This window comes from Lactiplantibacillus sp. DA1 (genome assembly GCF_032681335.1).
Lineage (GTDB): Bacteria > Bacillota > Bacilli > Lactobacillales > Lactobacillaceae > Lactiplantibacillus.
This window is the reverse complement of sequence record NZ_JAWHTQ010000009.1, coordinates 1-26,223: the sequence shown is the minus strand read 5'-3', so window position 1 is coordinate 26,223 and position 26,223 is coordinate 1. Positions and strand designations below refer to the sequence as shown.

The following is a 26,223-nucleotide window of genomic DNA, read 5'->3' as shown; positions in this document are numbered from 1 at the left end:
AAATCATGCTGTTGATTCTAGTCGCTTACTTACAAAAAGTCAACGATTAATTCTTGACTTTCAATTTTAGCAAGCGTTAAATGGTTTAAGAATACGAACCGTAATTGGAAAGGTGTGATTTTTTGGCAGAACGAACGATGGCAATATTTAAGAAGGGTGTTCCGATTTTTACGATTCTTCAAGACGAAAATCGGCAACGAATTTTGGTGATGCTGTGCCGAACTGACCAGATGACGGTTAACCAAATTACAGCACAAATCGCCTTATCACGACCGGCGGTATCACACCATTTAAAATTAATGTTAGATGCGGGAATTTTAGCAGTCAGCAAAACTGGGACGGAACGTTATTACCGAGCTAACATGACGGCGACTCTAAAACTATTAAAGGATTTGACGGCATCATTAGAGACGGATTTGGCCCGGCCCAAGTCCGTAGACAAATGAGCTGTGGCAAAAATAAATAAGGTTGAAAAAACAGGTATTACCAGAATAAATTCCATTCTGGTAATACCTGTTTTTAGTTCACTTAATAGTGAGACCGAGGCGTGTCTGAATAATGCCTTCAAACTGATAGTTAGCCGCACCGCGACGTACTATTAATTTGAGGATGGTACTTGAATATCTTTGAAAGTGTGCCGATAAAGTAGCCAGCCAAGTAGACATGTTAGGACATCGGCAACTGCTTGGGCCCAAATAATGCCAGTTAAACCAAAGAGTTTTGCCAGAATAACGATGGCGATACCTAGTAAGATTGCTTGTCGCGAAAGTGCCATGGCTAGAGCACTCAAACCCGCACCGACTGATTGAAAGACGGTCGTGAATACGAGAATGAAGCCCACTAATGGTGTCGTAATCAACATTGCTCGCAACATGTGTGTGCCCATAGTGACAATGGCGGGTTGATTCATAAATAATTTAATGAGTTGAGGCGCAAAACTCATTAGAATAATCGCACAAATGGTTGCATAGCCACCTTCGACTTTTAAATCGAAGCGCAACGTTGCCCGCAGTCGTGACCAATTTTTAGCACCGTATGTGTAACCAATTAAGGGCTGGGCCCCAAAAGCAAAGCCAACCATAACCATCATAACGACCATGTAAACTTTTTGAACGATTCCCATGGCAGCTACGGCTTGGGCGCCGTATGCAGCTAAGTAACTATTCAAAATCATCATGCCAAAACTCTGGGTTAGGTTAGTCAGTGAGGCAGGAATCCCAACAGCAACGACGGCTTTCAGGGTTGGCCGTGAGATATGGGCTAACTTTGGTGCTAACGAGAGCGTTTTGGTTCGGCGCATAAAAAGGACTAACAGACTAGTGTTGACCGCGTACCCCAAAACGTTGGCAAAAGCGACGCCCGAAGCGCCCCAGTGAAAACCAAATAAGAATAGGGGATCGAGAATAATGGTCAGAACCGTCCCACTAATGGTCGCAATCATAGAGAGCTGGGCCAGTCCTTCGGTTCGAATAATATTACCAGGAACCAATGAAACGACAATGAAGGTTGATCCTAATACCAGAATACGATAAAAGTCGGCGATGTAGGGGCGGGTAGCTGCCGTGGCACCTAGCAAGCCTAAAATTGGTTGTTCGAATAGTAATAATAAGGCTGTCAGTACTAAGCTAAGCGCGATCGCAATGTAAAAACAAAAGCTACTAATCCGTGCACTCTGGTGATAATCATGACGGCCAAGAACTCTTGAAATAACGGCACTCCCACCGAGGCCAAAAATATCGCCAACTGCTAACATAAACGAAAATAGTGGACTGCCGAGGGCAATACCAGCAACTAAATCAGCATTACCAGTTTGAGCAACAAAAAATGTATCTGCTAAGTTATAAATCATGCTGGCAACCATACCAAGAACAACGGGAAAGGCTAAGTGAAAATAAGCTTTGGGAATCGGGGCCTTCTCAAATAAATCATTCATAAAAATAAGTCACTCCTTCTCTGAACGGTCGGTCGAAGCGTGACTAGACGAACAGAAAGATAATATAAGTTAATGATACGCTTGACTGTCAAGCTGCTCAAGGCACCAAACTGATAAGGACGGTCAGCTAAAGGAACGACAAAAAAAGCATTGCCCAGTGTTTCAGCGGCAATACTAAAAATTAACGTGAATTTTTAAGAGATTAACGTAAGTCGATTTGGTGAAGGTTAGCTGGCATCTGACCAACATGATGGCCGACCGTTCCTGCGTGCATCGCTTGTGCGCCATTGATAAAGTGCACACCAGTGGCCGCAATTAATCCCATTCCTAATACTGTAATAATACTTAATACCATCATTATTCACCCGTTTCTGATTATTCTGCACTTCTATTGTAGCGCTTACATCACCATTGTCATTTGAGTTGTATTAGAATGGAATTAAGTTTTTCACTTTTTCAGGTAGACATTAATATTGGGATGGAATAAGTACGCATTGTGCGAGTTAATTTGTCATCGATTATGATTAAAACGTGCCATTTTTTAAATTCAAAAGCAGCCAGCTTAGGTTCGCTGGGAACAGTTCGAGTTAGCGTAAACTTGCTTAGGGTGCGCGTCCTACACCGACCTCCAGGCATTTCTGCCAATTGCCGGAACGTGGTGGGCACAGATTTGAGCCGAAAACCCACGTCTCAAATACTGGCCTTTCACTAACCAAGCATAGGACGCTTGCTAAGTGAAATTTCACCACTGGGCATTGTCAGAAACGCCTTCCAGTCGGGATAGCGTTCGAATGGCTGACAAGGATATACCCAACTTTTGCTGAATTTGTCGTTGTTTTTCATAAACGTTAATTTTATCAATCAACTGTCAGATTGAAAAGGTCTTGTGATAACTCACTATTTCTGAATTACCGTAGTAATAATTGAATATTTCGAAAAAGTGGAGAAGGCACTCTGATATTTAACTTAAAGGGTTCAGTATCAAAATAGTCAGCGACCAATTGTACCAAGTTAAGTGGCCGTTCATCAGCCATTCGAGCGGCTTACCGACTGGAGGGGCTGGGTGACAATGCTCAGTAGCCAAATTATTCTTAGCTGGAAGTGGGTTCCTTCCGGCTTAGAATAAGACTCGTATTTGAGACTGGGCGGGTTGTGCACGGGCTCAAATCGACGTCGGCTTACGTTCCAGCAATTGTCACCCAGTCCCGGAGGTCGGAATCGGACGCGCATTGCTGACGAACAGGAATTCATCTGTTTGGCACGTTTTAATCATGGTTAATGCTAAATAGCGGCTAGCATAACGCGTAACAAGTAAAAAATTAGTAACGAAAGTGAGTGATATTTTGGACGTGCAAGAAGGATACATGCCATTTAATGGTTATCAGACGTATTATCGAATCGTAGGGGATCAGCAATCAAATAAGACACCGTTAGTTTTGCTACATGGTGGTCCAGGATCAACGCATAATTACTTTGAAGGATTTGATGACCTGGCCGTTCAAACGGGACGACCAATCGTCATGTATGATCAATTAGGCTGTGGGCGTTCATCGATACCTGATGACGATCAATTATGGCAAGCCGCAACGTGGGTGGCAGAGTTGCGGGCGTTACGTACGTATTTAGACTTACCCGAGATTCACTTACTAGGGCAGTCCTGGGGTGGTATGCTAGCCATTATTTATGGTTGTGACTATCGACCACAGGGGATTAAAAGTTTAATTTTAGCCAGTACCTTGTCTTCAGCCCGACTGTGGGCTCAGGAACAGCATCGGATGATTCGGTTAATGTCCCCAGCGGATCAGTCGGCTATTGCGACAGCAGAACGGTTACAGGATTTCACAGGTGCTGCCTACCTGACTGCTAATCAACATTTTATGACGCAACATGCGTCGGGCCCGATTACTGCTGATGATCCTGAATTCCTACGGCGATCAAAACGGGTGGGGACCACGGCTTATAATGTAGCGTGGGGTCCCAATGAATATAATCCGACTGGTACGTTAGCAGATTATGAGTATACCGACCGATTACAGTATTTGCAGATGCCAACTTTAGTCACCAGTGGAACGGATGATTTGTGTACGCCATTAGTCGCTAAGACCATGGTCGACCAGTTACCTCATGCGACTTGGACGTTATTTCCCCGTAGCCGTCACATGGCGTTTATCGATGAAACCACGGCCTATATGACGCGATTGCGTCACTGGCTAGCAGCCCATGATTAGAGAAATGAGCGTAATCATTTCCCGGGAAATAATTTGCTGAATAGCTAGATTGAGAAGTTTATCGGCGTGATCTGATTTTGTTTGGCTGTCACTATAATGGTTATTAAAAGGTTTAAAGTAGACAAAAGCGCCTGTGGAAGTTAGCCTTCTGCGGGCGCTTTTGTGATTGCTGTGATGATGTTTAATGTTGATAGATAAAGACGAATCGATTGGCCGTCGAGCGCTTCTCGTCAAATTGATAATCGGGATGGTCAAATGTGCGAATGGCCGTCACATCATCGATTTGATGTTCAGCCAAAAAACGGACCATGGCTCCACGTGCCATCTTAGCTAATGTGGCTTTAGTCTTGGGTTTGCCGTCGATAAGGCTTGCAAAGACAATATCAATCATTGATTGATGCGGAGCCAGATAAGGTGCAATGGTCTTAGCATACTCTTGAGAAGCAAGATTGATAATGGATTCTGGGCGCGGAGTCAGTGCCTGATAGAGGCGGTCGCCCCAAAACGCATAGAGGTTCTTGGTATGACCAACAGCCAACCGTGCTTGCATTTCTAACCGATAAGGAACGATACCATCAAACGGTCGGAGAATGCCGTAAAAGCCTGACAAGATTCGTAAGTTTTCCTGAATATAGTCAAGGGCTGGCTGGGTAAAGACGTCCGGGGCCATGTAATGATACTGAATACCGCTGTAACTGAGAATAGCGGGAGTCAGATTACGGATTAGGTCAATTTTTTGAAGCCAATCATAGTTTGGCTGTGCCAATTTATCGCTGCAATGCCATAAAGTCTTGGCCTCAGAATAGGTGAGGTGTTGTAATTGGGTTAACAGTTGTTGCGTCTGATCAAGATAGATTGGTTCAGTTAGGGCTGGAAAGGCATCTTGATCGACAATCATTTTTTTCGCAGGTGCAATGATGATTTTCATAAGGTCACTACTTTCGAAGCGTTCAGTTTATAAATGATGTTGATAGCATTTAAAGCAAAAACTAAGCTATAGAAATATGATAGCACATTAGACAAACGTACGTTTCTAAAACTATCAATTGCGGTATAATGAAATTATGATACTAATTGAGTAAAAGGAGTTTGTCGGTATGGATATTTCACTATTAAAACAAGTGGTTCAATCAACTAATAAGATTGCCCTCAGCACAGCCGTCAATAATGAAGCGGATGTTAAAATCGTTAACTTTGTCTGGTACGAAGCACAACCAGATACGCTATACTTCTCATCAGTTAAGACGAGTCCCGCTTTGAAGGTTTATGACCAGAATCCGGATATTGCATTCATTACGATTCCTAATGATGGAACAGCGGGCAATCCATATCTACGAGCCCAACACGTTAAGTTACAACGGTCAACTAAGACGATGACCGACTTGCTACCCCAATATTTAGAAACAGTTCCGAATTATCAACAAGTCTGGGATGCTATTGGATCGACACTCGTTGTTTTTGAATTAAAACTAACTGATCTTTTTGTTGACGCGGGTGTTGGTGGCGAGAAGCAAACACTGACTTTTAATTAACACTGGATTCCTATACTAAAAGCGTTTCAAGGCCGGCTTAGGTTAAGCTATGGTCTTGAAACGCTTTTTGGTCGGGTAATTTTAGGAGCAACTATGAGGCGTTACTTCACATATGCGGTCCGATAATTGGCGGCACCGCTGAAATTATTATAGATGACGCCCTTTAAGTGCGACTTAACGAGCAGATGGGAACGGCCTTCGTAGAGTGGGGTCACGGCCTGATCAGTTAGCGCCGTTTTAGCGGCTTGAACTAAGTCTTGATAGCGCTTGGTCGCGTTCAAAGCATCTGGACCATCAGCGGCTTGCATTGCCTGGTCGTAAGCCTTGCTTTGATAGTGGCCCATGTTGGAGTTGCTGTCGCCAGTCAAAATTGTTAATGATTGTGAAGGGTCGGCAAAATCCATACTCCAGCTAGTTAAATTAAGCTGGAAGGCTCCCTTGGAAACTTTACCTAGCATTGCGGTAAATGGCATTGCCTTGATTGTTACCTTTAGTCCGGGGAGGTGACTGGTCAATTGTCCCTGGATGAATTCAGCGACCTGATGTGAGTTGTCATCATCACCACAAGTAATCGTTAACGTTAGCGATTTTTTACCCAATTGTCGTTGTGCTTTATGATAGGCGGCTCGAGCCTGGTTGAGATTATAATTAACAGTACCATCAACGGTCGCATCATTGACAAAATCGGTACCAGTTTTAGGATTCTTAGCCATATTGCGCACACCAAAGCTTTTGGCTGGAAGCGAACCATTTTCTAGAACCTTGTTGGTCAGTTGCGACCGATTGATCGCTAAGGATAAAGCGGTGCGGAGTTCACGGTTGGCTGCTACATGGTCATGGTGATTGTATTGAATAAAGCTGATTTGACCACCCGCAAGTGTTTTGAGTTCTTGATTATTTTTATTCTGGACACTCTGCTCGCCATTAAGTGTCACACTATCTAACTTATTAGATTGATATAAATTATAGGCAGTCGTATTGGACTTAATAACCTGATAATTGATTTGGTGCAGTTTCACCAGTTTGTGATCGTAATAAGCTGGATTTTTCTTTAAGGTCCACGTATTATTAGTCCCGGTCCAGCCAGTAAGCGTAAATGGCCCGTTGTAGACGGTCGTCGCGGCTGAAGTCCCGTACTTCTTCCCGTATTTGTTAACAGCATTTTGATTGACCGGATAAAAGGTCGAAACAGCTAAAATCTTTTTAAAGTAGGCGACGGGTTTGCTTAACGTGATTGTTAATTGATAGTCACCATTAGCTTTGACACCAAGGGTTGATGGCTTTTTCTTGCCGGCTGCAATGGCGTCGGCATTTTTAATGTTTGTGAAGACATAGGTGAATTCAGATTTACTTTTTGGATCAAGAGTTCGTCTCCATGAATAGACAAAATCGTGAGCGGTCACCTTGTTACCGTTACTCCAGCGCGCATCGTGGCGTAATTGAATGGTGTAGGTATGACCACCATTGGTGACAGTTGTCTTAGTAGCCAAAGCGTTGACGGGTTGGCTCTGACTGTTCAGCCGATAGAGCCCCTCGTCAACTTGGGTGACTTGGCTATTAGAAACGCTGTCCGTCATTTTCGCGGGATCTAAGCTCATAATTTCTGAGCCAGCTGATAAGTTGATAACTTGCGACTGTTTAGTTGTGGTCGAACGTGAGTGGGCGTTGACGGTAAACCCGATGCCGCCAATAATAGCCACGCTGCCGATTGTTAAAATTAATTTGTGTGTTCCGGATAAACTCATAATTAAATCCTCCAAAAGTATAATTGTATTTGGTTAGTTTGATCCATGAGTTTTGCCATCGTTTCGTGACCATTTATTTCACCCCGTTTTTATCGTCAAAAAAACCGTCCTTATCCAGCCAATGCTGTGTTAAGGACGGTTTGATAACCGCGGTGCCACCTTAATTGAGTGTTCGCCAATTTAGTGATTAAATCACGCGTACACTCCTACTCCATAGGAAACTAACATTTCCCTGACAACTGACGTATGTCGCACGTCTTTCCGTACTCTCAACTGACGTTAATTTCGGCAAAGCCCTCGGTGGTCCATTTAATTACCTGCGTTCGGCCATACTCTCAGCAACGATGACTCTCTGTGCGGGCACGATAATCTTGATCTCCACCTCATTGGTTTATAAGGACGATATTTTGTTGAAATGAGTATACCGCTTTTGAAAATCAGTTGTCAAGAATTGGAAAAATATTGTTCAGCTAAATTCAGCAAGATAAAAAAATGATCATTAGTCGGGAAGATGAGCTTGATAGAGTTGCCAAGATGATATTGAGTAGCAAGTTTAAATTCTCTTCGTACGCATTAATTGCTTTCATTGTGTGGTAATAAAAATTATAATGACATCAACGATGAAAACGGATTCGATGAGATGCTTAATAAAGTTGAGGAGGATTAATCATGAGTTTTAGAGTGGTTGCTGGTTATTTCGGTGAGTTTAGTGATGAAGCTAAACAGGCTAATCAAGATTTAGGCGTGATTGGGATGTCGTTTCAGTATCAATGCAATCTTGTTTATCCAGAAGGGGCGGGGCCTAACTTTGGTTTTCGAACGGATACACAGGCGATTGACGTGTTCGACGCCCTTAAAGTAGCTTATGATGGTTTTAAAATTCAAGCGGGGTTGGTTAAAGCAATGGGTCTGGTTGATTATCAACTGGTCGGTGGTCGTTATGAATTAGCTGGTCATGATTTTCGGGAATTGAGTTTAGAAGCGATTAATACGAACTTGGAAACGATGCCGGGATTATTAGTTCAGGGCCCAATGCCGGTCCGATATGTCACTTATCGCCGGACGGATGATGCAGTCGATTCAGCTAGTTTTAGTGGCAACTGGGCACTAGGTGATAGTGTGGGCTTTCGGCAATTGAGCGATACGCTAGCTGAACCGCTACAAGCACCGCTAGTATCGCTAATTAAAGTTATTAACCAACTTGGATTAACGTTACAGCGGATTGATCAACCAATGCCGCAACTTTCAACGGTCTTACCTACTCATTTGAGTGATGATACGTACCAAGCTAACATTGACACGTGGGTGGCATTAACTCAATCAGTGAGCGACGAACAACAAGTCTTACAGACGATTCGGATAGCTCAGGAACATAATCAAAGGTTAAATGAGGCATTGACTCGTGTATATTTGAAGTAGGATGTTTCACGTGGAACAACTGACCGGAAATGTAGTTCGATAAATTTTTGTTGCTGGACCAATAGTCTCAACTAGGGAAGAAGGCTTTCCATGTACCGAACCCAACAACTCTTACAAGCAATCCAACAAACGGTCACCGCAATTGTAAAAAACAATCTAGTTGGTATTTACCTGCATGGATCCTATGTTTTAGGCTCATATAACGAACAGGTGAGCGATTTAGACTATCTGATCGTTGTTCGGCGTCCGTTAACATTAGCTGAAAAACAGCAGTTAATGACAGCTACCATAACGCAATTGTGGCCATTAGCGCCACACAAGGGATTGGAGTTTCACGTGCTGTTACTGAGTGCAACCCAGCATTTTGTGCATCCTTGCCCGTTTGATTTTCATTTTTCAAAATATCATTATGAGGATTATCAACGGGCACCGCTGGCCTACCTAAAGGCGATGCACGGCACTGATCCTGATCTTGCTGCTCACTTAACGATTCTCCAAGCAGCGGGACAAGTTTTGCTTGGACCAGCCATTACAACGGTCTTTGGCTCCGTCCCTGTGGCGGCCTACTGGGACAGTATCAAGTCTGATATCGCGAATGCTGAAACGGCGATCGTTCAGTTACCAATGTATACGGGTATTAAACCTTTGTCGAGTTCGCGCTTACCAGCAAGATCAGTTAATTATTTCTAAGCAGGCCGGGGGTGAATGGGGGTTACAGCAGTTGCCATCACAGTGGCATCCATTGATCAGGCAGGCGTTAGCAGCCTATGCCGGCCAACAGGACGAACAGGATATACGATGGCCACGATCAGTCTTAGTGGCGTTTGCACGCATAATGTTAGCCGAGTTGGGCTTAAAATCAGAATAGTTTGTGAGTTTAACAAAAAATGCTTACTGGCGATCATCCACCAGTAAGCATTTTTGTCACCACCAACTTAAAGTCGGCTGTTATAAATCAAGAAACTAATGTAGCAGTTATCGCCATCAGGTAAATCATAGCCAGTGTTTTCGTTGCTACCGTCATTTTCGTGTAAAACAACGAATTCACCAGAACCATAATCTTGGTCGTTTAAATACTTCACTAAACGTTCATCACATTCAGCTAAAGTCTTACCGGTCACAACGCGCCGGTTCCAACCACGATGGATCTCAGTATTTGGATTAAGCATCTCTTCTCAACTCCTCTTAATTATAAAGTCATCAATTGCGCTTGCCGAGCGGGTTGCTGATCAAGATCAGCGCGCGTTAGGTCAGCGTCGACTTGGTGGGTACTGTTAAAGATAATGAAACGTTCACCAACGGCTTGGACTTGCTGGTAGTTATGGCTTGCCATGATGATAGTTTTGCCAGCAGCTTGTAGCCGTTGCAGTAGGGTTAGCATTTGCTGCTGAGCGGCAATTGTTAAGCCGTTCAGCGGTTCATCTAACAATAAAACTTCAGGGTTCAAAGCGAGAACACTGGCTAGTGCCACGCGCTTCTTTTCGCCACCTGAAAGTTGGTAAGGGACCCGGTCTGCTAAGTTAGCACAGTCCGTTAATTGTAAGCAGTCGGCGACGCGTTGCGCAACCATGGCTGCTGATAAACCGAGTTGTCGGGGACCGAAAGCGACTTCCTCAGTGACGGACGTGTTGAATAGTTGAACATCAGTATTTTGAAAGACCATGCCGATCCGCTGATGAAGTTGTTGTCGATTTTGGGCATCAGCGAGATAAGTGGTCGTAATCGGCCGATCGTGAAACTGATAAGTGCCACTAGTTGGACTAGCTAATCCACTCAATAGTCGTAAAAGGGTCGATTTACCAGATCCATTGGGTCCCATTAGGCAGACAAAGTCACCTGAGTTGACCGTTAAGCTGAGGTTCTTCAAGCCACACGTGTCAGGATAATCATAGCAAATATTCACCAATTTAATCAATACCACGTTAATGCCTCCAAAAAATAAATAATATCCAGACAATAATCGCTGGGCTCAGGGCAAGATAATCGCGCCAATGGGTACGACGCCCGGTTGAGCGCGCGTAATGACCATTGAACCCGCGTGCTTCCATGGCAGCGTATAGTTCTAGCGCATAAGTGTAACTTTTAAGATATAAATTACCAAATAATGCGCCGATTAAACGGTATGGATGAGCCGTTGGGGCGACCGTCCGCAATTCTAGGGCTTCCATCGTCAGCAATAGATGTTGGCCGAGCATTCGTAAGTACGTGATGGCAATGGCCAAAGTCATAATTAATAGATCAGGGCAATGGAGTGCCTTCAAGCCAGCCAATAAATCTTGAAACGGCGTGGTTAGACGGTAATATTGAGTGTTTGCCAGCATTAGACTGGTTTTAAGGCCAAAGAATAATAGCGTGGTGGGACCGGCTAACCAGTAGCTCGGTAATACGAACAGCATGGCCATCCCAACACTGATTAGCCAGCTTCCCATAAAACGGCGCAGTTGGCGTGGAGGTAACCATAATAATTGGCACCCAACTAATAGTGCTAGGCCCCATAACAGAATGAGATTATTACTTAAAGCAATTAAAATGACGAGCAACAGGAGCTGAATTAATTTGAATTGCGGTGCAACGCGCCAATGAGACGTTGCCGTGACTGGCGCTGGCTGTGCTAGTCGACTGAGTAATTGGCGTAGGTGACGCTGATTACGTTGCCAAAATTTCGCTTTAATAGCAGGTGTTGGCGTGGTGGTCGTAGTTTGCAGCCAAGCTGGAATATCAGTGTTGGGACGTGTCGGTTTCATGTTGAAGACCTCGAATCAAAAGTAAGAAAATCAAAACAGCGGTAATGGCCGATAAAATATAACCCACACTAACCGGTAAGCCCGCGATGGCGTAATCACTGAACAGGGCCTGAAAATGGAACCCGTGGACCATTCCTTGAGGCGCGTGAGTGCTGATATGTTGTTGCGCTAGCCGTTGCTGTAATTCTTGGGGGCTCCATTCGCCCCAAGCCGTATTGCTAGCCAACAAGCCTAATGGTGATAACACCGCTAACCCGAGTAGCAGTGCAATCCACGGCCGCTGATTGCGCCGAGTGGGCGTCTGATAGAGGTTAGTTGGTGCGACCCGTTTTACAAATTGAAAGACGAGTAGCGTGAAAGCAACTTCAACCCAACCGGCGACTAATAAGTGAGCGGTCAACATTGCGGGTACCGTAATGTTGAGGCCATATGGGCAGTAGAGCGGCGCACCACTTGCCGTATGAGCCAGTATGGGTTGTAACCCGAGCTCGATACCAGCAACTAGCGCCGCCATATTAATGCCTAAGTAAGCACCAATTGCGAGCCCCAACTTTTCATGGTGCCATTTTTGACCTAGGCGATAGCAGGCGTAGCCGACAAACGGCATAATGACCGCCATATTCAACGCGTTAGCGCCAAAGGCTAGGATACCGCCATCACCGAATAATAAGGCTTGTAGTAGTAACGTCACGGTCAGCGCAAGACACGCCGCCCATGGGCCAATCAAGACAGCTAACAGGGTTCCCCCGACAGCGTGAGCCGTGGTCCCACCCGGAATTGGCAAGTTGAACATCATAATTAAAAAAGCCAATGAAGCGGCGATGCCGAGCATTGGCAGGGTTTCATGATGTTTTTTGATTTGAACTTTAACTTTTAAAACGGCGACGGTCCAGACGGGAGCCATCGCGGTGACCAACGTTCCGCAAGTTGCGGGACTTAAATAATTATCCGGAATATGCACGGATGAGCACCTCACTAATTTGCAATTTGATCTAAGAGGTAACTAACATCTTGAATAATAAATTTGTGATTTTTGACCGTAATGACACCATCTGTTCGTAGCTCTTTGAGCATCCGGTTGACACTACTTCGGGAACTGATGCCACAGAAACCAGCAATGTCGTCATTGGTAACCACAAAGTCAATCAGAATCCCTTCGTTAACTTTTCGTCCGAACAAATCAACAAGACTATAAATAAAGGCACAAATGGCCCCCTTTTTACCGTTCATGACCATCCGTTGCAGTCGAAGAATGTTTTCGGACAACTTTTTACGGTAATAATTTTTAACGTAGTTTTGCAGTTCAGGCGTGCTGTTGACGTACTTCCAAAAAGCGACCCGGTTGACTTGATAGAAAGTGGCGTATTCGGACTCAATACGGACGTTAAACGGTTGGTCCGTAGAACGAGAAACTTCATCACGCAGCAGGGAGATCACGTCGGGCTTGGCAATATAAGATAAATTATATTCGCGACCGTCTTGTAAAATAATGCTGTTTTTGATGATGCCGTCCTTTAAGACGTACGTATAGTGTTCGGCTAAACCATGGTAGGTCAGGTAAGTATGCCGCTTTTTTTTGATTGTCGGCACGTGATGGGCTTCCAAATAACTTAGTAAATATTCAATATCAGTTAATACCATCTTAGTTTTTCAGTTCTTTCGTGAATAATTTTAAGGTTGAGGGTGGTAAAAATAACGATTCTCAACGGTAATCACGACGGTAACGCTACTTAAGCATAGCGGTTTTCATGATTGTGACAATCGCATTTAAAGTATACATTTGTTAACTATTTTTGAAAACTTAAAATGTAACGGACAAGTTATCCGTCTTCTAGTATAACAAAACGTGCATGTAAAAATTAGTTTTTAGAGAAAGAGGATGGCTAAAAGTCATGGTTACAATTGATTTACCATATGACAAGCGCACAATTACGGCTCAGATTAATGATGAAAATTACGCCGGTAAGTTAGTGTCGCAAGCTGCAACATATCATAACAAATTATCAGAACAGGAGACGGTCGAGAAGTCGCTGGATAATCCAATCGGCTCCGATAAGCTGGAGGAACTTGCTCGTGGGAAGCACAATATTGTGATTATTAGTTCCGATCACACGCGCCCAGTTCCTTCACATATTATCACCCCGATCCTATTGCGGCGGTTACGGTCAGTGGCGCCCGATGCACGGATTCGGATCCTCGTAGCTACTGGTTTTCATCGGCCATCAACCCACGAAGAATTGGTGAATAAGTATGGTGAAGACATCGTCAATAACGAAGAAATCGTGATGCATGTCTCAACCGATGACAGTAGTATGGTCAAGATTGGCCAATTACCATCTGGCGGCGATTGCATTATTAATAAGGTCGCTGCTGAAGCAGATTTGCTAATCTCCGAAGGCTTTATCGAATCACATTTCTTTGCTGGCTTTTCAGGTGGTCGGAAGTCCGTTTTACCTGGGATTGCTTCATACAAGACGATTATGGCGAACCATTCCGGCGAATTTATTAACTCACCGAAGGCCCGGACCGGTAATTTAATGCATAATCCGATTCATAAGGATATGGTGTACGCTGCTCGGACCGCTAAACTTGCCTTTATTATCAATGTTGTTTTAGACGAAGATAAAAAAATCATTGGGTCATTTGCCGGTGACATGGAAGCCGCCCATAAAGTGGGCTGTGACTTTGTCAAAGAACTTTCTAGTGTACCAGCCATTGATTGTGACATTGCGATTTCGACGAATGGTGGTTATCCGCTTGATCAAAATATTTATCAGGCCGTCAAAGGAATGACCGCTGCTGAAGCAACCAACAAAGAAGGCGGCACGATTATTATGGTTGCCGGTGCTCGTGATGGTCACGGTGGCGAAGGGTTTTATCACAACTTAGCTGACGTTGATGATCCTAAGGAATTCCTGGACCAAGCAATCAACACGCCACGGCTTAAAACTATTCCTGACCAATGGACGGCCCAAATCTTTGCTCGAATCTTAGTTCATCATCACGTGATTTTTGTGTCAGACCTCGTTGATCCTGATTTGATTACGAATATGCATATGGAACTGGCCAAGACGTTAGATGAAGCCATGGAAAAAGCCTATGCGCGCGAGGGTCAAGCCGCTAAAGTGACGGTTATTCCTGATGGTTTAGGCGTTATTGTGAAGTAGTATGGCAACCACAGCAGAAATATTACAACAAGTGGCGGCAGGGCAATTAAGTCCGACGGTGGCTGCCCAACAGTTAGAAGCGGGCAAAACAGCGGCATTAGGTTTTGCCAATGTCGATTTAGATCGTCAACGCCGCAATGGCTTCCCTGAGGTCATCTACGGTGCTGGTAAGACGGCAACTCAAATTGTGGGTATCGTGCAAGCTTTGTCCCAACAGACGTTACCGATTTTAACGACCCGGTTATCCGCGGAAAAATTCGCGGCACTCCAACCGGCGTTACCAACGGCTGTTTATCATGCCACTGCACAGTGTATGACGGTCGGAGAACAACCGGCACCGAAAACACCAGGGTACATTGCCGTGGTAACGGCGGGGACCTCCGATCAACCGGTCGCTGAAGAAGCAGCAGTAACCGCGGAAACTTTTGGCAATCGTGTTGAACGAGTCTATGACGTGGGTGTTGCGGGAATCCACCGACTGTTTGCCAAGTTGGATGTGATTCGTGGTGCCCGGGTGGTCATTGTGATCGCGGGCATGGAAGGTGCGCTGGCCAGTGTCGTTGGTGGACTAGTTGATAAGCCCGTGATTGCCGTGCCGACAAGCGTTGGTTATGGTACTAGTTTTCAAGGTATGACCGCGCTATTGACCATGCTCAATAGCTGTGCGTCGGGGATTACCGTTGTCAACATTGATAATGGCTTTGGTGCCGCCTACTCAGCTAGTATGATCAATCAAATGTAAGATTCAGTTAACTGAACAAGGAGAAGATAAATGCAAACACTTTATTTAGACGCTTTTTCGGGGATTAGTGGTGATATGTTTCTGGGCGCGTTACTCGATTTAGGACTTGATTTTGAGCAATTAAAAACCGAATTGGCTAAGTTACACGTGCACGGTTATGAATTAACGCAGCAACGGGAAGCCCAGAGTAGCATCTATGGCACGAGCTTTGATGTTCAGGTTGCGGGTGGTAAGGACCATGGTTTTGTGGAACATCACCATCATCAGCATGAAGCTGGGCATCATCATGATCATGAAGCGCGTCATTTAGCTGATATTGAGGCGTTAATTGACGGCAGTGACTTATCAGATACCGTGAAACACCACGCGAAAGCGATCTTTATGGAAATTGCGCAAGCGGAAGCAACGGTTCATCACATGCCACTAGCTGAAGTTCATTTCCATGAAGTGGGTGCGTTGGATTCGATTGTTGATATTGTGGGTTGCTGTATTGGGTTGGAATTGATGCAGATTGATACCATCATGGCTTCCCCGTTAAGCGATGGCAGTGGTTTTATTAACGTTGCCCATGGTCAGATGCCAGTTCCCGTACCGGCCGTGATGCAGATGCGAGTTGGTAGTGCCATTCCGATTCAACAACGGTTGGATGTGCATACTGAATTGATTACCCCCACTGGGATGGGCTTGGTCAAGACGCTCGTACGTGAATTCGGACCGTTACCGGAAAATGCCGTGCCAACTAAAGTTGGTTATGGGTTTGGTAAACGGGACACGGGTGGTTTCAATGCACTGCGAGCCGTATTATTCGAAAAAAAAAACTAAGTCAGCAAATCGTTAACCGGACGGCCGATGCTGTCTTAATGATTGAGGCTAATCTGGATGATCAGACGGGTGAAGGACTGGGGTACGTGATGAACCAGTTATTAACGGCGGGCGCATACGATGTGTTCTTCACGCCCATTCAGATGAAGAAAGATCGGCCGGCGACCAAGTTAACGGTTTTGGGAAACGTTAACGATAAGGACTTGCTGACTAAGTTGATTTTACAAGAAACGACGACGATTGGTGTACGTTACCAGACGTGGCAACGTACTATTATGCAACGGCACTTCCTAACGGTCGCAACGCCGTACGGTGATGTTCAAGTTAAAGTGGCGACATATCAAGATATTGAGAAGAAGATGCCGGAATATGCGGATTGTGCCCAGCTGGCGCAGCAATTTCATATTCCGTTTAGAACGGTCTACCAGGCAGCCTTAGTGGCGGTAGATCAATTAGATGAGGAGGCGTAATTTTTTGGTACATCAGTTGATTGCTGAATTTATGGGCACAGCCCTAATGATTATTTTTGGGGTGGGTGTTCATTGTAGTTCCGTATTAAAGGGAACCAAGTATCGGGGTTCCGGTCATATTTTTGCCATTACAACTTGGGGTTTTGGGATTAGCGTTGCCTTATTCATTTTTGGCAATGTTTGCATTAACCCGGCAATGGTTTTGGCGCAGTGTCTATTAGGAAATATCGCATGGTCTTTATTTATTCCGTATTCCGTTGCGGAAGTGCTTGGTGGGGTCGTGGGCTCAGTGATCGTTTGGATCATGTATGCTGATCATTTTAAAGCCTCAACAGATGAGATTTCACCCATTACAATTCGGAACTTATTCTGTACGGCACCAGCCGTTCGTAACTTACCGCGGAATTTCTTTGTGGAATTATTTGATACATTTATTTTTATTTCGGGTATTTTAGCGATTTCTGAGATTAAAACGCCGGGAATCGTGCCAATTGGCGTTGGCCTACTTGTATGGGCCATTGGGATGGGACTTGGTGGTCCAACTGGGTTCGCAATGAACTTAGCTCGAGATATGGGGCCCCGGATTGCCCACGCCATCTTACCAATTGCCAATAAAGCCGATAGTGATTGGCAATACGGTATCATTGTGCCAGGAATTGCGCCCTTTGTCGGGGCAGCAATTGCCGCTTGGTTTATGCATGGCTTTTTTGGAATTAATTAAATTAAATAGAAGAAGGGTTTTATTATGGCAACATTAGCAACAAAAAAAGCAACGTTAGTAGCAGCATTAAAGGATTTACAACGGGTCACCGTGGCCTTTTCTGGTGGGATCGACAGTACCTTAGTTTTGAAGATGGCCCTCGATGTTTTAGGCCGTGACAATGTGACCGCTGTGGTTGCGAACTCTGAATTATTTACGGATGAAGAATTCGATAAAGCGATGAGTTTAGCCGAAGAACTAGGTGCTAACGTTCAAGGAACTACGCTAGACTACTTGAGCGATGACCACATCAAGAACAACACGCCTGATAGCTGGTACTATGCGAAGAAGATGTTCTACAGCCGGTTGAATGACATTGCGGCTAATAACGGTAGTGCCGCTGTCTTAGACGGTATGATCAAGAATGATGAAAATGATTATCGTCCTGGTTTGAAGGCCCGTAGTGAAGCGGGGGCCCGGAGCTTGTTACAAGAAGCTGATTTCTTCAAGACTGACGTTCGGGCCTTGGCACAAGAACTCGGTTTGATGAACTGGAATAAAGTGGCGTCATGCTCTGTATCTTCACGGTTCCCATACGGGACGACGTTGACACATGACAATATTGCTCAAGTGATGGCCGCCGAAAAATATTTGCGTAGTTTAGGTTTTCCAACGGTCCGGGTTCGCTTCCACGATGATATTGCGCGGATCGAATTACCAGAAGCACGGATTGGTGATTTCTTAGTCTTTAACGACCGCGTTAACCGTCAATTACAATCACTTGGATTCCGCTACGTTACCCTTGACTTAGGCGGCTTCCGTAGTGGTCGGATGAATGATACGTTGACCAAGGCACAATTGGCCACTTTTGCCTAGGTCTAATCAAATTAGTGATAGTGGTGTCGGGATTAATCGGCGATGGGCGACTGAGCGGCGGTGATCATGACTCATCCGCCCATCCGATGGTAGTCGTAACCCCAGCCGATACGCACACGTTGCGGTTATCACCAGACACCCCAAAAACGCAGTTCAAGGCCGCCCTTGAACTGCGTTTTTCGTATCTTCATTTTTAGATCAACAGGCGTCAAAAGTCACGACGAGTTTGCCAACGACTTGACCAGCTTGTAGTTGTTGCAAACCAGTTACAAGTTGGTCACGGTGCAAGACCTGAGTAATTAGTGGGTCGACCTTGCCAGCTTGGACCAAAGCTAATAAGGCAGCGGTCATTTGCCCAAGATCGGCAACTTGCGCTGGGTTACCGCTACGGTGGGCGCCACCGAGGTCCAATTTACTGATAGTTACCACTTGATTACTTAGAAAGTGGTCCGGAGTTGCTAATACACAGACAAGCTGGCCGTTGTAAGCTAAGCGCGGTAGGTCCGCATCAGCATGACCAATGGTATTAATGATCAGATCAACACCGTGCTGCTGCGTTAGGTCTTGAATGCGTGTGGTCACATCTTCATGATGATAATCGATTTGGGCATCGGGATGCAGTGGTGCCACGAAGGCTTGCTTGTGTTGTGAAACAGTTGTAAAGACAGTCTTACCAGCAGCTTTCGCGAGTTGAATCGCCATACTGCCTACACCGCCTGCACCTGCATGAATCAGCACAGTTTGCGCGGCATTTAAATTGGCTTTGCGTAGGAGGGCCTGATAAGCCGTCAATCCAGCGCAGAGACTAGCGGCGGCTGTTTCAAAGCTCATAGTCGTTGGAATCTTAGCTAGCACGGCTGCTGGTAAACTCACGTATTCGGCAAACGTCCCATTATTGGCGAGATTAGCGTGCCCACAAACTCGTTCGCCAGGCCGAAAATTAGTGACCTCAGCGCCAACCGCCTCCACGATTCCAGCTGTGTCTAGTCCTAGTGTGTGTGGATATTGCCAGGCGGCGTTACCCGCCGCAACTAATTTAAAATCTACCGGATTGAGCCCGACTGCTTGGGTCTTGATCAACACCTCAGTTGGCCCGAGGTTGGGCATGGGCCGTTCTTGCCATTGCAGCTGTTCTATAGTTTGAGCGGATGGATCTGGCACAACCAGTGCTTGCATCTTCAATCACTCTTTCCTTAAAGACATATTTGCTTTTTATTATAACCGGTTGTGGCGGTGAATTTAAACTTTAATGCCTAATTAATTAAGCAGCAATGAGGGTGATTCGGCTAACGGAAAGGTTGACGTTAGCGGTTACAATCGTTAGACTAAGGCTAGTAATTGAATATTTTTAAACACTAGGGGTGTCCAAAAATGGGCTGAGATGGTGCTGTAAGTACCGATCCCTTTGAACCTGTAAGCTCAAACTTGCGTAGGAAAGTGTCACAGCTAATGTTAGCGGCCACTGGATCAATGCATGTTGATTGGTGGCCGTTTTTAATTGGCGTGACGGTCAATGAGGAGGAGAATTGCTATGGAATTACAATTATTGAATACTTTACGGGATCACAATCCGATTGTTTTTAACATTGCCAATTTTGTTACGGTTCAAGACGTTGCCAATGGGCTAAACGCGTTAGGGGCCTCGCCAATTATGTCAGCTGAAGTCCAAGAAGCGGAGACGATGGTCCAAATTGCCGGGGCAGTTTGCATTAATTTAGGAACCTTGACCACCACCCAGATTGATCAAATGCGAGTGGTTGGTAAGCTTGCTAATCAGTATCATAAGCCAGTCGTTCTTGATCCGGTGGCCGTCGGGGCGGTCCCTTATCGAAAAGAAGTCGCGCTAGCATTACTATCTGATTTTCAAGTCGATGTTATTCGGGGCAATGCTGGTGAAATTGCGGCATTGGCTGGCATGGATTGGCAAGCGAAGGGCATTGATGCGGGGAGCGGTCAGGGCGACCTGGTTGAAATTGCTCAAGCTTGTGCACAGCAATTCCAATGCTGTGTCATATTGTCGGGACCTACTGATGTTATTACGGATGGTCAGCACGTGGCTAAAGTCGCTAATGGTACCCCGCTCTTCCAACGTCACGTGGGCTCGGGCGATTTACTTTCTAGTATCGTCGCGGCTTTTACAGCCGTTAGTCCAACCGATATTTACCAGGCGGCGCAAGTGGCTTGCTTAGTCTTAGCGGGGGCGGGGGAACTGGTCGCCAGTCAGCTGACGGCCGATCGTCCCGCCACATTTGCCACTGATTTGATTGACCGGTTGAGCTTAGTGACAGTGTCAGAAATTCAAACAATTGCTAAAGTTGATTAAATATAATGAAGGAGCGCGAGATTTAATGAATGAATTTCCACAAGTGGCAACGATTGCTGGTACGGACAGTGGCGGCGGTGCCGGTGTCATGGCCGATTTAAAAACGATGCAGGCGCGTCACGTTTTTGGTACCGCGGTAGTCGTTGCCGTGACAGCTCAAAATACATTGGGAGTCCAAGATTTTATGGCAATGCCAACGAAGCTCATTGACGAACAATTTGCTTCGTTAGCAGCTGACTTAGACATTCGCGCTTGCAAAACGGGGATGCTTGCGGATGCTGAACACGTCCATGCCGTTGTTGAGAACTTGAAACGAGTTGATTTTGGGCCGCTAACAGTTGATCCAGTCATGATTGCGAAAGGCGGGGCGGCGTTATTAGCCGCGGATGCGATTAAAACGGTTCGCGACGAACTGCTCCCGTTAGCGACTGTTGTGACGCCGAATTTGCCGGAAGCAGAACGATTAACCGGTCAGGCAATCACTAGTAATCAAGCGATGGTTACAGCTGGACATGCGCTACAGGGGTTAGGTGCTGACAATGTCATTATTAAAGGTGGTCATGGTGATAATCCTGATTTAGCTAATGACTTCGTATTGTTGGCTGACGGGACCGCCTTTTGGCTTTCGGCTCCACGGATTGATACGGTGCGGACCCACGGCACGGGAGATACTCTATCGGCATGTATTACCGCCGAATTAGCAAAAGGACGGTCAATGGCTGCGGCCATTAAAACGGCTAAGGCGTACGTTGCTGGGACGATTCAGGATGGTATCCAGGTCGGGCATGGTCATGGCCCGTTGAATCATTGGGCAACCCCAAGTGAGCAGGTGATCGTTCATGACGCTTAAATTTGAACCCACACAATTACGTGCTTATTTTGTGTGCGGGACACAAGACGTGCCGGGACAGGATCTAAATGTGGTCGTCCAAACGGCCTTGGATGCAGGCATCACGGCATTCCAATACCGAGATAAAGGTAATAGCCAGTTGACTACGGCTGAGCGTTTTGCATTGGGGCAGCAATTGCGGGAACGCTGTGCGCAAGCGCACGTTCCCTTTATCGTCGATGATGATGTCGAGCTGGCACTCGCACTGCAAGCAGATGGGGTCCACGTTGGTCAAAAGGACGACCGGGTGACACAAGTTATTCAACGGGTCGCTAATCAAATGTTTGTCGGTTTGTCTTGTTCAACCTTAGCTGAAGTGCAGACTGCTAACCAATTGAAAGGCATTGCCTACCTTGGTAGTGGTCCCATCTTTCCAACGACATCTAAGGCCGATGCGGATCCAGTAGTCGGTCTGACGGGGTTGCGACAATTAGTCATGACTGCATCCTGTCCCGTTGTCGCCATTGGCGGAATTACTGTCGCGCAACTGCCAGTTATTGCGGCTACTGGTGCGGCTGGCGCTGCGGTGATCTCAATGTTAACGCGTAGTCCCGATATGGCCGCCACGGTCAAGGCGATGCTCACGGCTACGGAGGTGCACTGATGAAACATGACGGGATTTTTCGGAGCCAATTTTTACTGTGGCTCGGTGCGGCTATCTCAATTGCTGAAATCCTAACAGGTACGCTGATGGCACCACTGGGGCTGACACGCGGATTGGCTGCGATTGTATTGGGGCACTTGATCGGCTGTGGCCTGTTCTTGGTTCCAGCCGGCTATTTGGGGGCTAAATTGCACCAGTCCGCGCTAGCGTCAGCTCAACTGGCTTTTGGTCGCGGCGGGGTGTTACTAGCGTCAGGACTCAACGCCTTGCAACTCGTTGGCTGGACGGCGGTGATGATCGTCAATGCTCAGTTAGCCATGAACAGTATTAGTGGAAAGCTATTTGGCTTTCGAAGTCCGCTATTAATGGCAACCATCGTGGCGATTTTGATTATTGCGTGGTTGCTCATGGGTAGTCAGTTACTGTTCAAAATCAACAATGCCGTTGTGGGCTTGTTGGTGCTCGGGACGGTGTTAATGCTCGTAATGGTATTTATGGCACCGACAACTAGTCAGTCGGTATCAACGACTAGTATGACGTTTGGGCAAGCAGTGGAATTGAACGTTACGATGGCACTCTCATGGTTGCCACTAATTGGTGATTATACCCAGCGTGTTGATCGTCCTTTACCAGTCGCACTAGTCAGCGCGGGTGGCTATATGTTAGGCAGTTTAGTGATGTTTGTGACGGGGCTATTAGTTGTGTTACGGACAGGGCAAACTGATATCACGGCATTGCTGACGCGGTCCGGTTTAGGATTGGTTGCATTGCTGATTATCGTTTTCTCAACGGTGACGACGACATTTTTAGATACTTATTCGGCCGCCACGAGTTTGGCTAATCTGACCGGTAGCCGCCATGTTAATCGATTAGCCGTTGGTGTGACGGTAGTTGGGCTATTGATTGCGCTGACGGTTGCCATGACGTATTATCAGAACTTCCTGTATTTGATTGGTTCGGTCTTCACACCGCTATATGCTATTATCTTCGTCACGTACTTTGTGCGGCACGCTACGTTACCATACTGGTTGAACTTTTGCTGGTGGATTGTGGGGATTGTCGCCTATTATCAGTTACAGGCCATTGATTTCATTGGTGGCACGACGCTATTAGTATTGGTTGGGCTGAGCATCGCCGTCTGGTTGACGGGAATTATCGTCAAACCAACCGAGCTCGAATATCGCGAGCTTAGTCATTGACAATTAGATGTAAAAAGTAAATGATAATCCCATTGGTAATACGCATGTTACCGTGGGATTTTTTTGAGAGAGGGCGACAGAATGGTTAAACCGATAATTGGAATCGCACCAGGCGTTGTGACAGTGAACAGCCAGATGTTCCCAGGGCGGGTCCGTGATTATGTGAATCGTGATTATTTAAAATCAGTAACGAATAATGGCGGCGTGCCATTGGTATTACCGGTAACGACCGACGCAACGACGATTGAACAGTACGTTGGAATGATCGATGGTCTACTACTTTGTGGTGGTGCAGATGTGGCGCCATTGACGTATGGGGAGGAACCCCAGCCTAAATTGGGTGGGGTAGATCCGGAACGGGATCAGTATGAAATTGCGCTGATTCGTGCCACCCACGCCGTTGGTAAACCGGTGCTCGGTATCTGTCGGGGCTTACAAATCTTAAACGTGTGCTATGGTGGCAATCTTTATCAGGATATGAGTGAACTGCCAGCTGGTCAGGGTACCTTAAAACACATGCAAGGACAATTGGCCGCTTACGGCATGCATCACGTGGAGGTCGTACCAGGTACGACCTTAGCTGAATATTTAGGCACCACTAGTGACGCAATCACGGTCAATTCATTTCATCATCAGGCCGTGAAACAGGTGGCAACGGGCTTTCAGGTGGTGGCCCAAAGTGCGGATCAGGTTGTTGAAGCAATTGAGGCGACAGCTGGTGGTCTACAGTTGGGTGTCCAGTGGCATCCGGAAATGATGCAACAGGTAAACTCCATGCAGGCGCGGTTGTTTGCGGCGTTTGTGCGGGCTTGTGTGGCGTAGATAGCATTGACTAGCAAGTTGATAAAATAGGGCGTGGTTATTCTGAATTGTAGGATAACCACGTTTTTAATGTGCGGCCGCAAAACTAATTAATGTTTCACGTGAAACATCTGAAATGGTGATGGCAACGATAACTAATCCAAGATATTGTAAGCTGACGTGTAAAACAATTCGTAAAGCTGTTAATACTGGTAACGCTTTCGTATAATGGAATAAAGTTATTGCTAAGGGGGTGACCGCTATGGAACAAATTGAAGCTGGCATGAGCGTAATGACGTTGAAGAAGCAGACCTATCGGGTTATCGCTGTGATTAATCAGGGGCAAGAACTGTTAGTTCGCGCCCACGAGCCAGAAACAGCTGACATTGAAATAATTCCAGTGACCACAGTTGTTCAAGTAACTGAACAAAATTCAACAGGCGATGCAGCCGTCGCATTGGCTACAGTCACGGTCGTTGGCGAACGGTATGTCGATGATATTGTGGCAACGTTAACGACGCTCAGAGTGGGTATGGCGGTGTTGCTCCAGCGAGAAAGTGGCAATCAATACGATGATAATGCGATCTCGGTGTGGACGTTGCAACATGCTAAGTTAGGCTACATTGCCCGGTATCAGAACCAGCCGTACGCGGCACTGATGGATCAGGGGCAACGATTGTATGGCATCGTGACGGTATTGGATCAGCAAAAACAGCATCTTGAATTGATGCTATGGCGGACTACTGCAGTCCCGAGTCCGATTGAGGCGTTACAAATTCGCCAACGATTAACTAAGCCGAGGGCAAATTTAGGGGCGGTGCCAACGCATTCGTTACAGACACCGTTAGGAACAATTGTCATGATGTGCAATGGTCACCCGATTAAGTATCAGCAGGTTCCGTTATCGCCATGGTTGACGCCCACTGATGAATTACACGTCACCAAACGTTATCTATTAACGCCTGATTGGTCACAAGTGCCGCCGGACAGCCTCATTACTTGTCAAGTGACGGCGAAGGCCGACGTGGTTCAGCGGTGGCAAAATGAACACATTTCAGCAGCGGTCTTAACGAACGCTAGTAGCTTTTATGTGGTTGGTATCAGTGCTCAAACCAAGACGGGGCTGAATGATAACTTGGTCGATGATGCCGCGCAACCCGCGGTTATTTACCGGGTTGGCCAGGTTAGTGCACATATGCAGGCCGGCTTCATGGTCAGCTGGGCGCCGTTTGGTGATCCGCGCGTACAACCAGCACTGAAATTAGCATTGCACTTCTCCTCACAACCGCTAGTTCCTTACCATCCAGTAACACCTAGTCGCACCAACGCGACGTTTACGCAGCAAGAGTTGGCAGCCTTGTTAGTCTCCGCATTACCAAATTATCAGGGTGGTCAACGCCTAGAACCAAGTGTGACAGCGATAACGGTAGAAAAATTGCGGCAGACGTTAGGTGATCAGACGTATCATGCGCTGGCGAATTATCAGCGTCATGTTCAGCTAGTTGCGGGTAGTACGGAAGGTGTCAACGAGACCTTGTTACAGGCGTTGATTCATGCAGTCACGTATCATGAGTTGACGACCATGCACTATTACCAGCCGACTGTAGGGATGGTCGACCAGGTTATTTATCCGATTCAATTATTTAGCACCACGACTAAGGATGAGGATGATGCACAATTAGTGGGCTGCTTAGCGCTTTACAATTACGAAACGTTTGAAATCCAACAGGTGCCGCTGACGGCAATTGCTCGTATCGCGATTATTGCCGATCCGGAGCATCCCCAGACAACACCGGAGACGGAAAGTCCGGATTGGTTACGCATATTCTTACATGGGTGGAATGACAATTTTTGAACGAACAGTCAAAAACGAATTTGCGTACGATTTATGAGTACTAGTGATACAAGCCAGATTGAATTCGATAAAAAATCCCGCTGAGGCTTTAAACTCAGGTTCTATAATATCTGTTGTTGGTAATTAAGTGAAAACTTGATTACTGGCAGCAGATATTTTTGTATGTATTTTAAT

27 protein-coding genes, 1 pseudogene and 1 riboswitch are annotated in these 26,223 nt (G+C 46.0%); of the genes and pseudogenes, 17 read left to right on the top strand and 11 right to left on the bottom strand.

All coding sequences use genetic code 11. From position 1 onward, the window contains the following. The first annotated feature begins 122 nt into the window (after positions 1 to 122). Positions 123 to 446 (top strand): helix-turn-helix transcriptional regulator, encoded by a 324-nt coding sequence (locus RXV91_RS13620; protein WP_033610874.1) that lies wholly within the window; start codon positions 123 to 125, stop codon positions 444 to 446. Between the two features lie 152 nt (positions 447 to 598). Here the strand turns inward: RXV91_RS13620 and RXV91_RS13615 are convergent, their stop codons facing one another. Together RXV91_RS13615 and RXV91_RS13610 are read right to left on the bottom strand one after the other, a co-directional pair. Further along, positions 599 to 1,933, bottom strand: a complete 1,335-nt coding sequence (locus RXV91_RS13615; RefSeq protein WP_316440310.1) for an MATE family efflux transporter — start codon at positions 1,931 to 1,933, stop codon at positions 599 to 601. Positions 1,934 to 2,135: 202 nt separating this feature from the next. Further along, entirely contained in the window at positions 2,136 to 2,291 is a 156-nt protein-coding gene (locus RXV91_RS13610; protein ID WP_003641697.1) for a hypothetical protein, read from the bottom strand. A gap of 985 nt (positions 2,292 to 3,276) precedes the next feature. Between RXV91_RS13610 and pepI the strand changes: the two genes are divergently transcribed. Continuing rightward, positions 3,277 to 4,161 (top strand): proline iminopeptidase, encoded by an 885-nt coding sequence (gene pepI / locus RXV91_RS13605; RefSeq protein WP_396426782.1) that lies wholly within the window; start codon positions 3,277 to 3,279, stop codon positions 4,159 to 4,161. A 181-nt stretch (positions 4,162 to 4,342) separates the two neighbouring features. Here pepI and yaaA read toward each other — a convergent pair whose 3' ends face one another. Continuing rightward, positions 4,343 to 5,089 (bottom strand): peroxide stress protein YaaA, encoded by a 747-nt coding sequence (gene yaaA, locus RXV91_RS13600; RefSeq protein ID WP_316440309.1) that lies wholly within the window; start codon positions 5,087 to 5,089, stop codon positions 4,343 to 4,345. 169 nt (positions 5,090 to 5,258) lie between these two features. Between yaaA and RXV91_RS13595 the strand changes: the two genes are divergently transcribed. Further along, a complete protein-coding gene (locus tag RXV91_RS13595; protein ID WP_003641701.1) occupies positions 5,259 to 5,693 on the top strand; it encodes a pyridoxamine 5'-phosphate oxidase in 435 nt (144 codons plus the stop codon). Between the two features lie 101 nt (positions 5,694 to 5,794). Here the strand turns inward: RXV91_RS13595 and RXV91_RS13590 are convergent, their stop codons facing one another. Next, positions 5,795 to 7,438 carry a peptide ABC transporter substrate-binding protein gene (locus RXV91_RS13590; RefSeq protein ID WP_316440308.1) on the bottom strand — a complete coding sequence of 548 codons (1,644 nt, stop codon included), beginning with the start codon at positions 7,436 to 7,438 and terminating at the stop codon, positions 5,795 to 5,797. Between the two features lie 669 nt (positions 7,439 to 8,107). Here RXV91_RS13590 and RXV91_RS13585 point away from each other — a divergent pair. After that, the gene (locus RXV91_RS13585) at positions 8,108 to 8,857 is read left to right on the top strand and encodes a hypothetical protein (RefSeq protein WP_316440307.1); all 750 of its coding nucleotides are present in this window, start codon (positions 8,108 to 8,110) and stop codon (positions 8,855 to 8,857) included. Between the two features lie 90 nt (positions 8,858 to 8,947). Further along, positions 8,948 to 9,725: pseudogene (locus tag RXV91_RS13580) on the top strand (aminoglycoside adenylyltransferase domain-containing protein). A gap of 67 nt (positions 9,726 to 9,792) precedes the next feature. Here the strand turns inward: RXV91_RS13580 and RXV91_RS13570 are convergent. Genes RXV91_RS13570 through RXV91_RS13550 form a run of 5 tightly spaced genes read right to left on the bottom strand, consistent with a single transcriptional unit; the run spans position 9,793 to position 13,242 of the window. Then, a complete protein-coding gene (locus RXV91_RS13570; protein ID WP_003641706.1) occupies positions 9,793 to 10,026 on the bottom strand; it encodes a hypothetical protein in 234 nt (77 codons plus the stop codon). A 20-nt stretch (positions 10,027 to 10,046) separates the two neighbouring features. Then, positions 10,047 to 10,778, bottom strand: coding sequence for an ABC transporter ATP-binding protein (locus RXV91_RS13565; RefSeq protein ID WP_316440304.1), 732 nt, complete (start codon positions 10,776 to 10,778; stop codon positions 10,047 to 10,049). Between the two features lies 1 nt (position 10,779). Next, complete coding sequence (locus RXV91_RS13560; RefSeq protein WP_316440303.1) at positions 10,780 to 11,601, bottom strand: energy-coupling factor transporter transmembrane component T; 822 nt, start codon at positions 11,599 to 11,601, stop codon at positions 10,780 to 10,782. Then, the gene (cbiM, locus tag RXV91_RS13555; RefSeq protein ID WP_316440302.1) at positions 11,576 to 12,562 is read right to left on the bottom strand and encodes a cobalt transporter CbiM; all 987 of its coding nucleotides are present in this window, start codon (positions 12,560 to 12,562) and stop codon (positions 11,576 to 11,578) included. Before cbiM ends, RXV91_RS13560 begins: the two co-directional genes overlap by 26 nt. Positions 12,563 to 12,576: 14 nt before the next feature. Then, positions 12,577 to 13,242: a Crp/Fnr family transcriptional regulator gene (locus tag RXV91_RS13550; protein WP_003641710.1), complete on the bottom strand. Its 666-nt coding sequence runs from the start codon at positions 13,240 to 13,242 to the stop codon at positions 12,577 to 12,579. Positions 13,243 to 13,493: 251 nt separating this feature from the next. Here RXV91_RS13550 and larA point away from each other — a divergent pair, with 251 nt between their 5' ends. From larA to larE, 6 genes are read left to right on the top strand one after another with little or no spacing between them, the layout of a single operon-like run. Next, entirely contained in the window at positions 13,494 to 14,768 is a 1,275-nt protein-coding gene (gene larA / locus RXV91_RS13545) for a nickel-dependent lactate racemase (RefSeq protein WP_316440301.1), read from the top strand. 1 nt (position 14,769) lies between these two features. Beyond that, positions 14,770 to 15,510 carry a nickel pincer cofactor biosynthesis protein LarB gene (gene larB / locus RXV91_RS13540; RefSeq protein ID WP_012778339.1) on the top strand — a complete coding sequence of 247 codons (741 nt, stop codon included), beginning with the start codon at positions 14,770 to 14,772 and terminating at the stop codon, positions 15,508 to 15,510. A gap of 30 nt (positions 15,511 to 15,540) precedes the next feature. After that, a complete protein-coding gene (locus tag RXV91_RS13535; protein ID WP_021730410.1) occupies positions 15,541 to 16,332 on the top strand; it encodes a LarC family nickel insertion protein in 792 nt (263 codons plus the stop codon). A 38-nt stretch (positions 16,333 to 16,370) separates the two neighbouring features. Then, positions 16,371 to 16,802 (top strand): nickel insertion protein, encoded by a 432-nt coding sequence (gene larC, locus RXV91_RS13530; RefSeq protein ID WP_003641714.1) that lies wholly within the window; start codon positions 16,371 to 16,373, stop codon positions 16,800 to 16,802. A 4-nt stretch (positions 16,803 to 16,806) separates the two neighbouring features. Beyond that, on the top strand, positions 16,807 to 17,523 hold the full coding sequence (larD, locus tag RXV91_RS13525; RefSeq protein ID WP_003643656.1) for a D/L-lactic acid transporter LarD: 717 nt from the start codon (positions 16,807 to 16,809) through the stop codon (positions 17,521 to 17,523). Positions 17,524 to 17,547: 24 nt separating this feature from the next. Beyond that, a complete protein-coding gene (gene larE, locus RXV91_RS13520) occupies positions 17,548 to 18,378 on the top strand; it encodes an ATP-dependent sacrificial sulfur transferase LarE (protein WP_316440300.1) in 831 nt (276 codons plus the stop codon). A 198-nt stretch (positions 18,379 to 18,576) separates the two neighbouring features. Here the strand turns inward: larE and RXV91_RS13515 are convergent, their stop codons facing one another. Continuing rightward, positions 18,577 to 19,554: a zinc-binding dehydrogenase gene (locus RXV91_RS13515; RefSeq protein WP_316440299.1), complete on the bottom strand. Its 978-nt coding sequence runs from the start codon at positions 19,552 to 19,554 to the stop codon at positions 18,577 to 18,579. Positions 19,555 to 19,725: 171 nt separating this feature from the next. Continuing rightward, a riboswitch (TPP riboswitch) is annotated at positions 19,726 to 19,831 on the top strand. A gap of 78 nt (positions 19,832 to 19,909) precedes the next feature. On the opposite strand from RXV91_RS13515, the gene thiM reads away from it, so the two are divergent. The 5 genes from thiM to RXV91_RS13490 all read left to right on the top strand — a co-directional run bounded on the left by thiM (position 19,910) and on the right by RXV91_RS13490 (position 24,215). Continuing rightward, on the top strand, positions 19,910 to 20,701 hold the full coding sequence (thiM, locus tag RXV91_RS13510; RefSeq protein WP_316440298.1) for a hydroxyethylthiazole kinase: 792 nt from the start codon (positions 19,910 to 19,912) through the stop codon (positions 20,699 to 20,701). Between the two features lie 25 nt (positions 20,702 to 20,726). Then, positions 20,727 to 21,551: a bifunctional hydroxymethylpyrimidine kinase/phosphomethylpyrimidine kinase gene (gene thiD / locus RXV91_RS13505; protein WP_003646310.1), complete on the top strand. Its 825-nt coding sequence runs from the start codon at positions 20,727 to 20,729 to the stop codon at positions 21,549 to 21,551. Then, entirely contained in the window at positions 21,541 to 22,194 is a 654-nt protein-coding gene (gene thiE, locus RXV91_RS13500) for a thiamine phosphate synthase (RefSeq protein WP_316440297.1), read from the top strand. Before thiD ends, thiE begins: the two co-directional genes overlap by 11 nt. Next, on the top strand, positions 22,194 to 23,393 hold the full coding sequence (cytX, locus tag RXV91_RS13495; RefSeq protein ID WP_316440296.1) for a putative hydroxymethylpyrimidine transporter CytX: 1,200 nt from the start codon (positions 22,194 to 22,196) through the stop codon (positions 23,391 to 23,393). Before thiE ends, cytX begins: the two co-directional genes overlap by 1 nt. An 81-nt stretch (positions 23,394 to 23,474) precedes the next feature. After that, positions 23,475 to 24,215, top strand: a complete 741-nt coding sequence (locus RXV91_RS13490; protein ID WP_316440295.1) for a gamma-glutamyl-gamma-aminobutyrate hydrolase family protein — start codon at positions 23,475 to 23,477, stop codon at positions 24,213 to 24,215. 66 nt (positions 24,216 to 24,281) lie between these two features. On the opposite strand, the gene RXV91_RS13485 is transcribed toward RXV91_RS13490, so the two are convergent. Beyond that, complete coding sequence (locus RXV91_RS13485; protein ID WP_316440294.1) at positions 24,282 to 24,479, bottom strand: hypothetical protein; 198 nt, start codon at positions 24,477 to 24,479, stop codon at positions 24,282 to 24,284. Here RXV91_RS13485 and RXV91_RS13480 point away from each other — a divergent pair. Beyond that, entirely contained in the window at positions 24,457 to 26,049 is a 1,593-nt protein-coding gene (locus tag RXV91_RS13480; protein ID WP_316440293.1) for an HIRAN domain-containing protein, read from the top strand. The genes RXV91_RS13485 and RXV91_RS13480 overlap by 23 nt on opposite strands. Positions 26,050 to 26,223 lie beyond the last annotated feature (174 nt).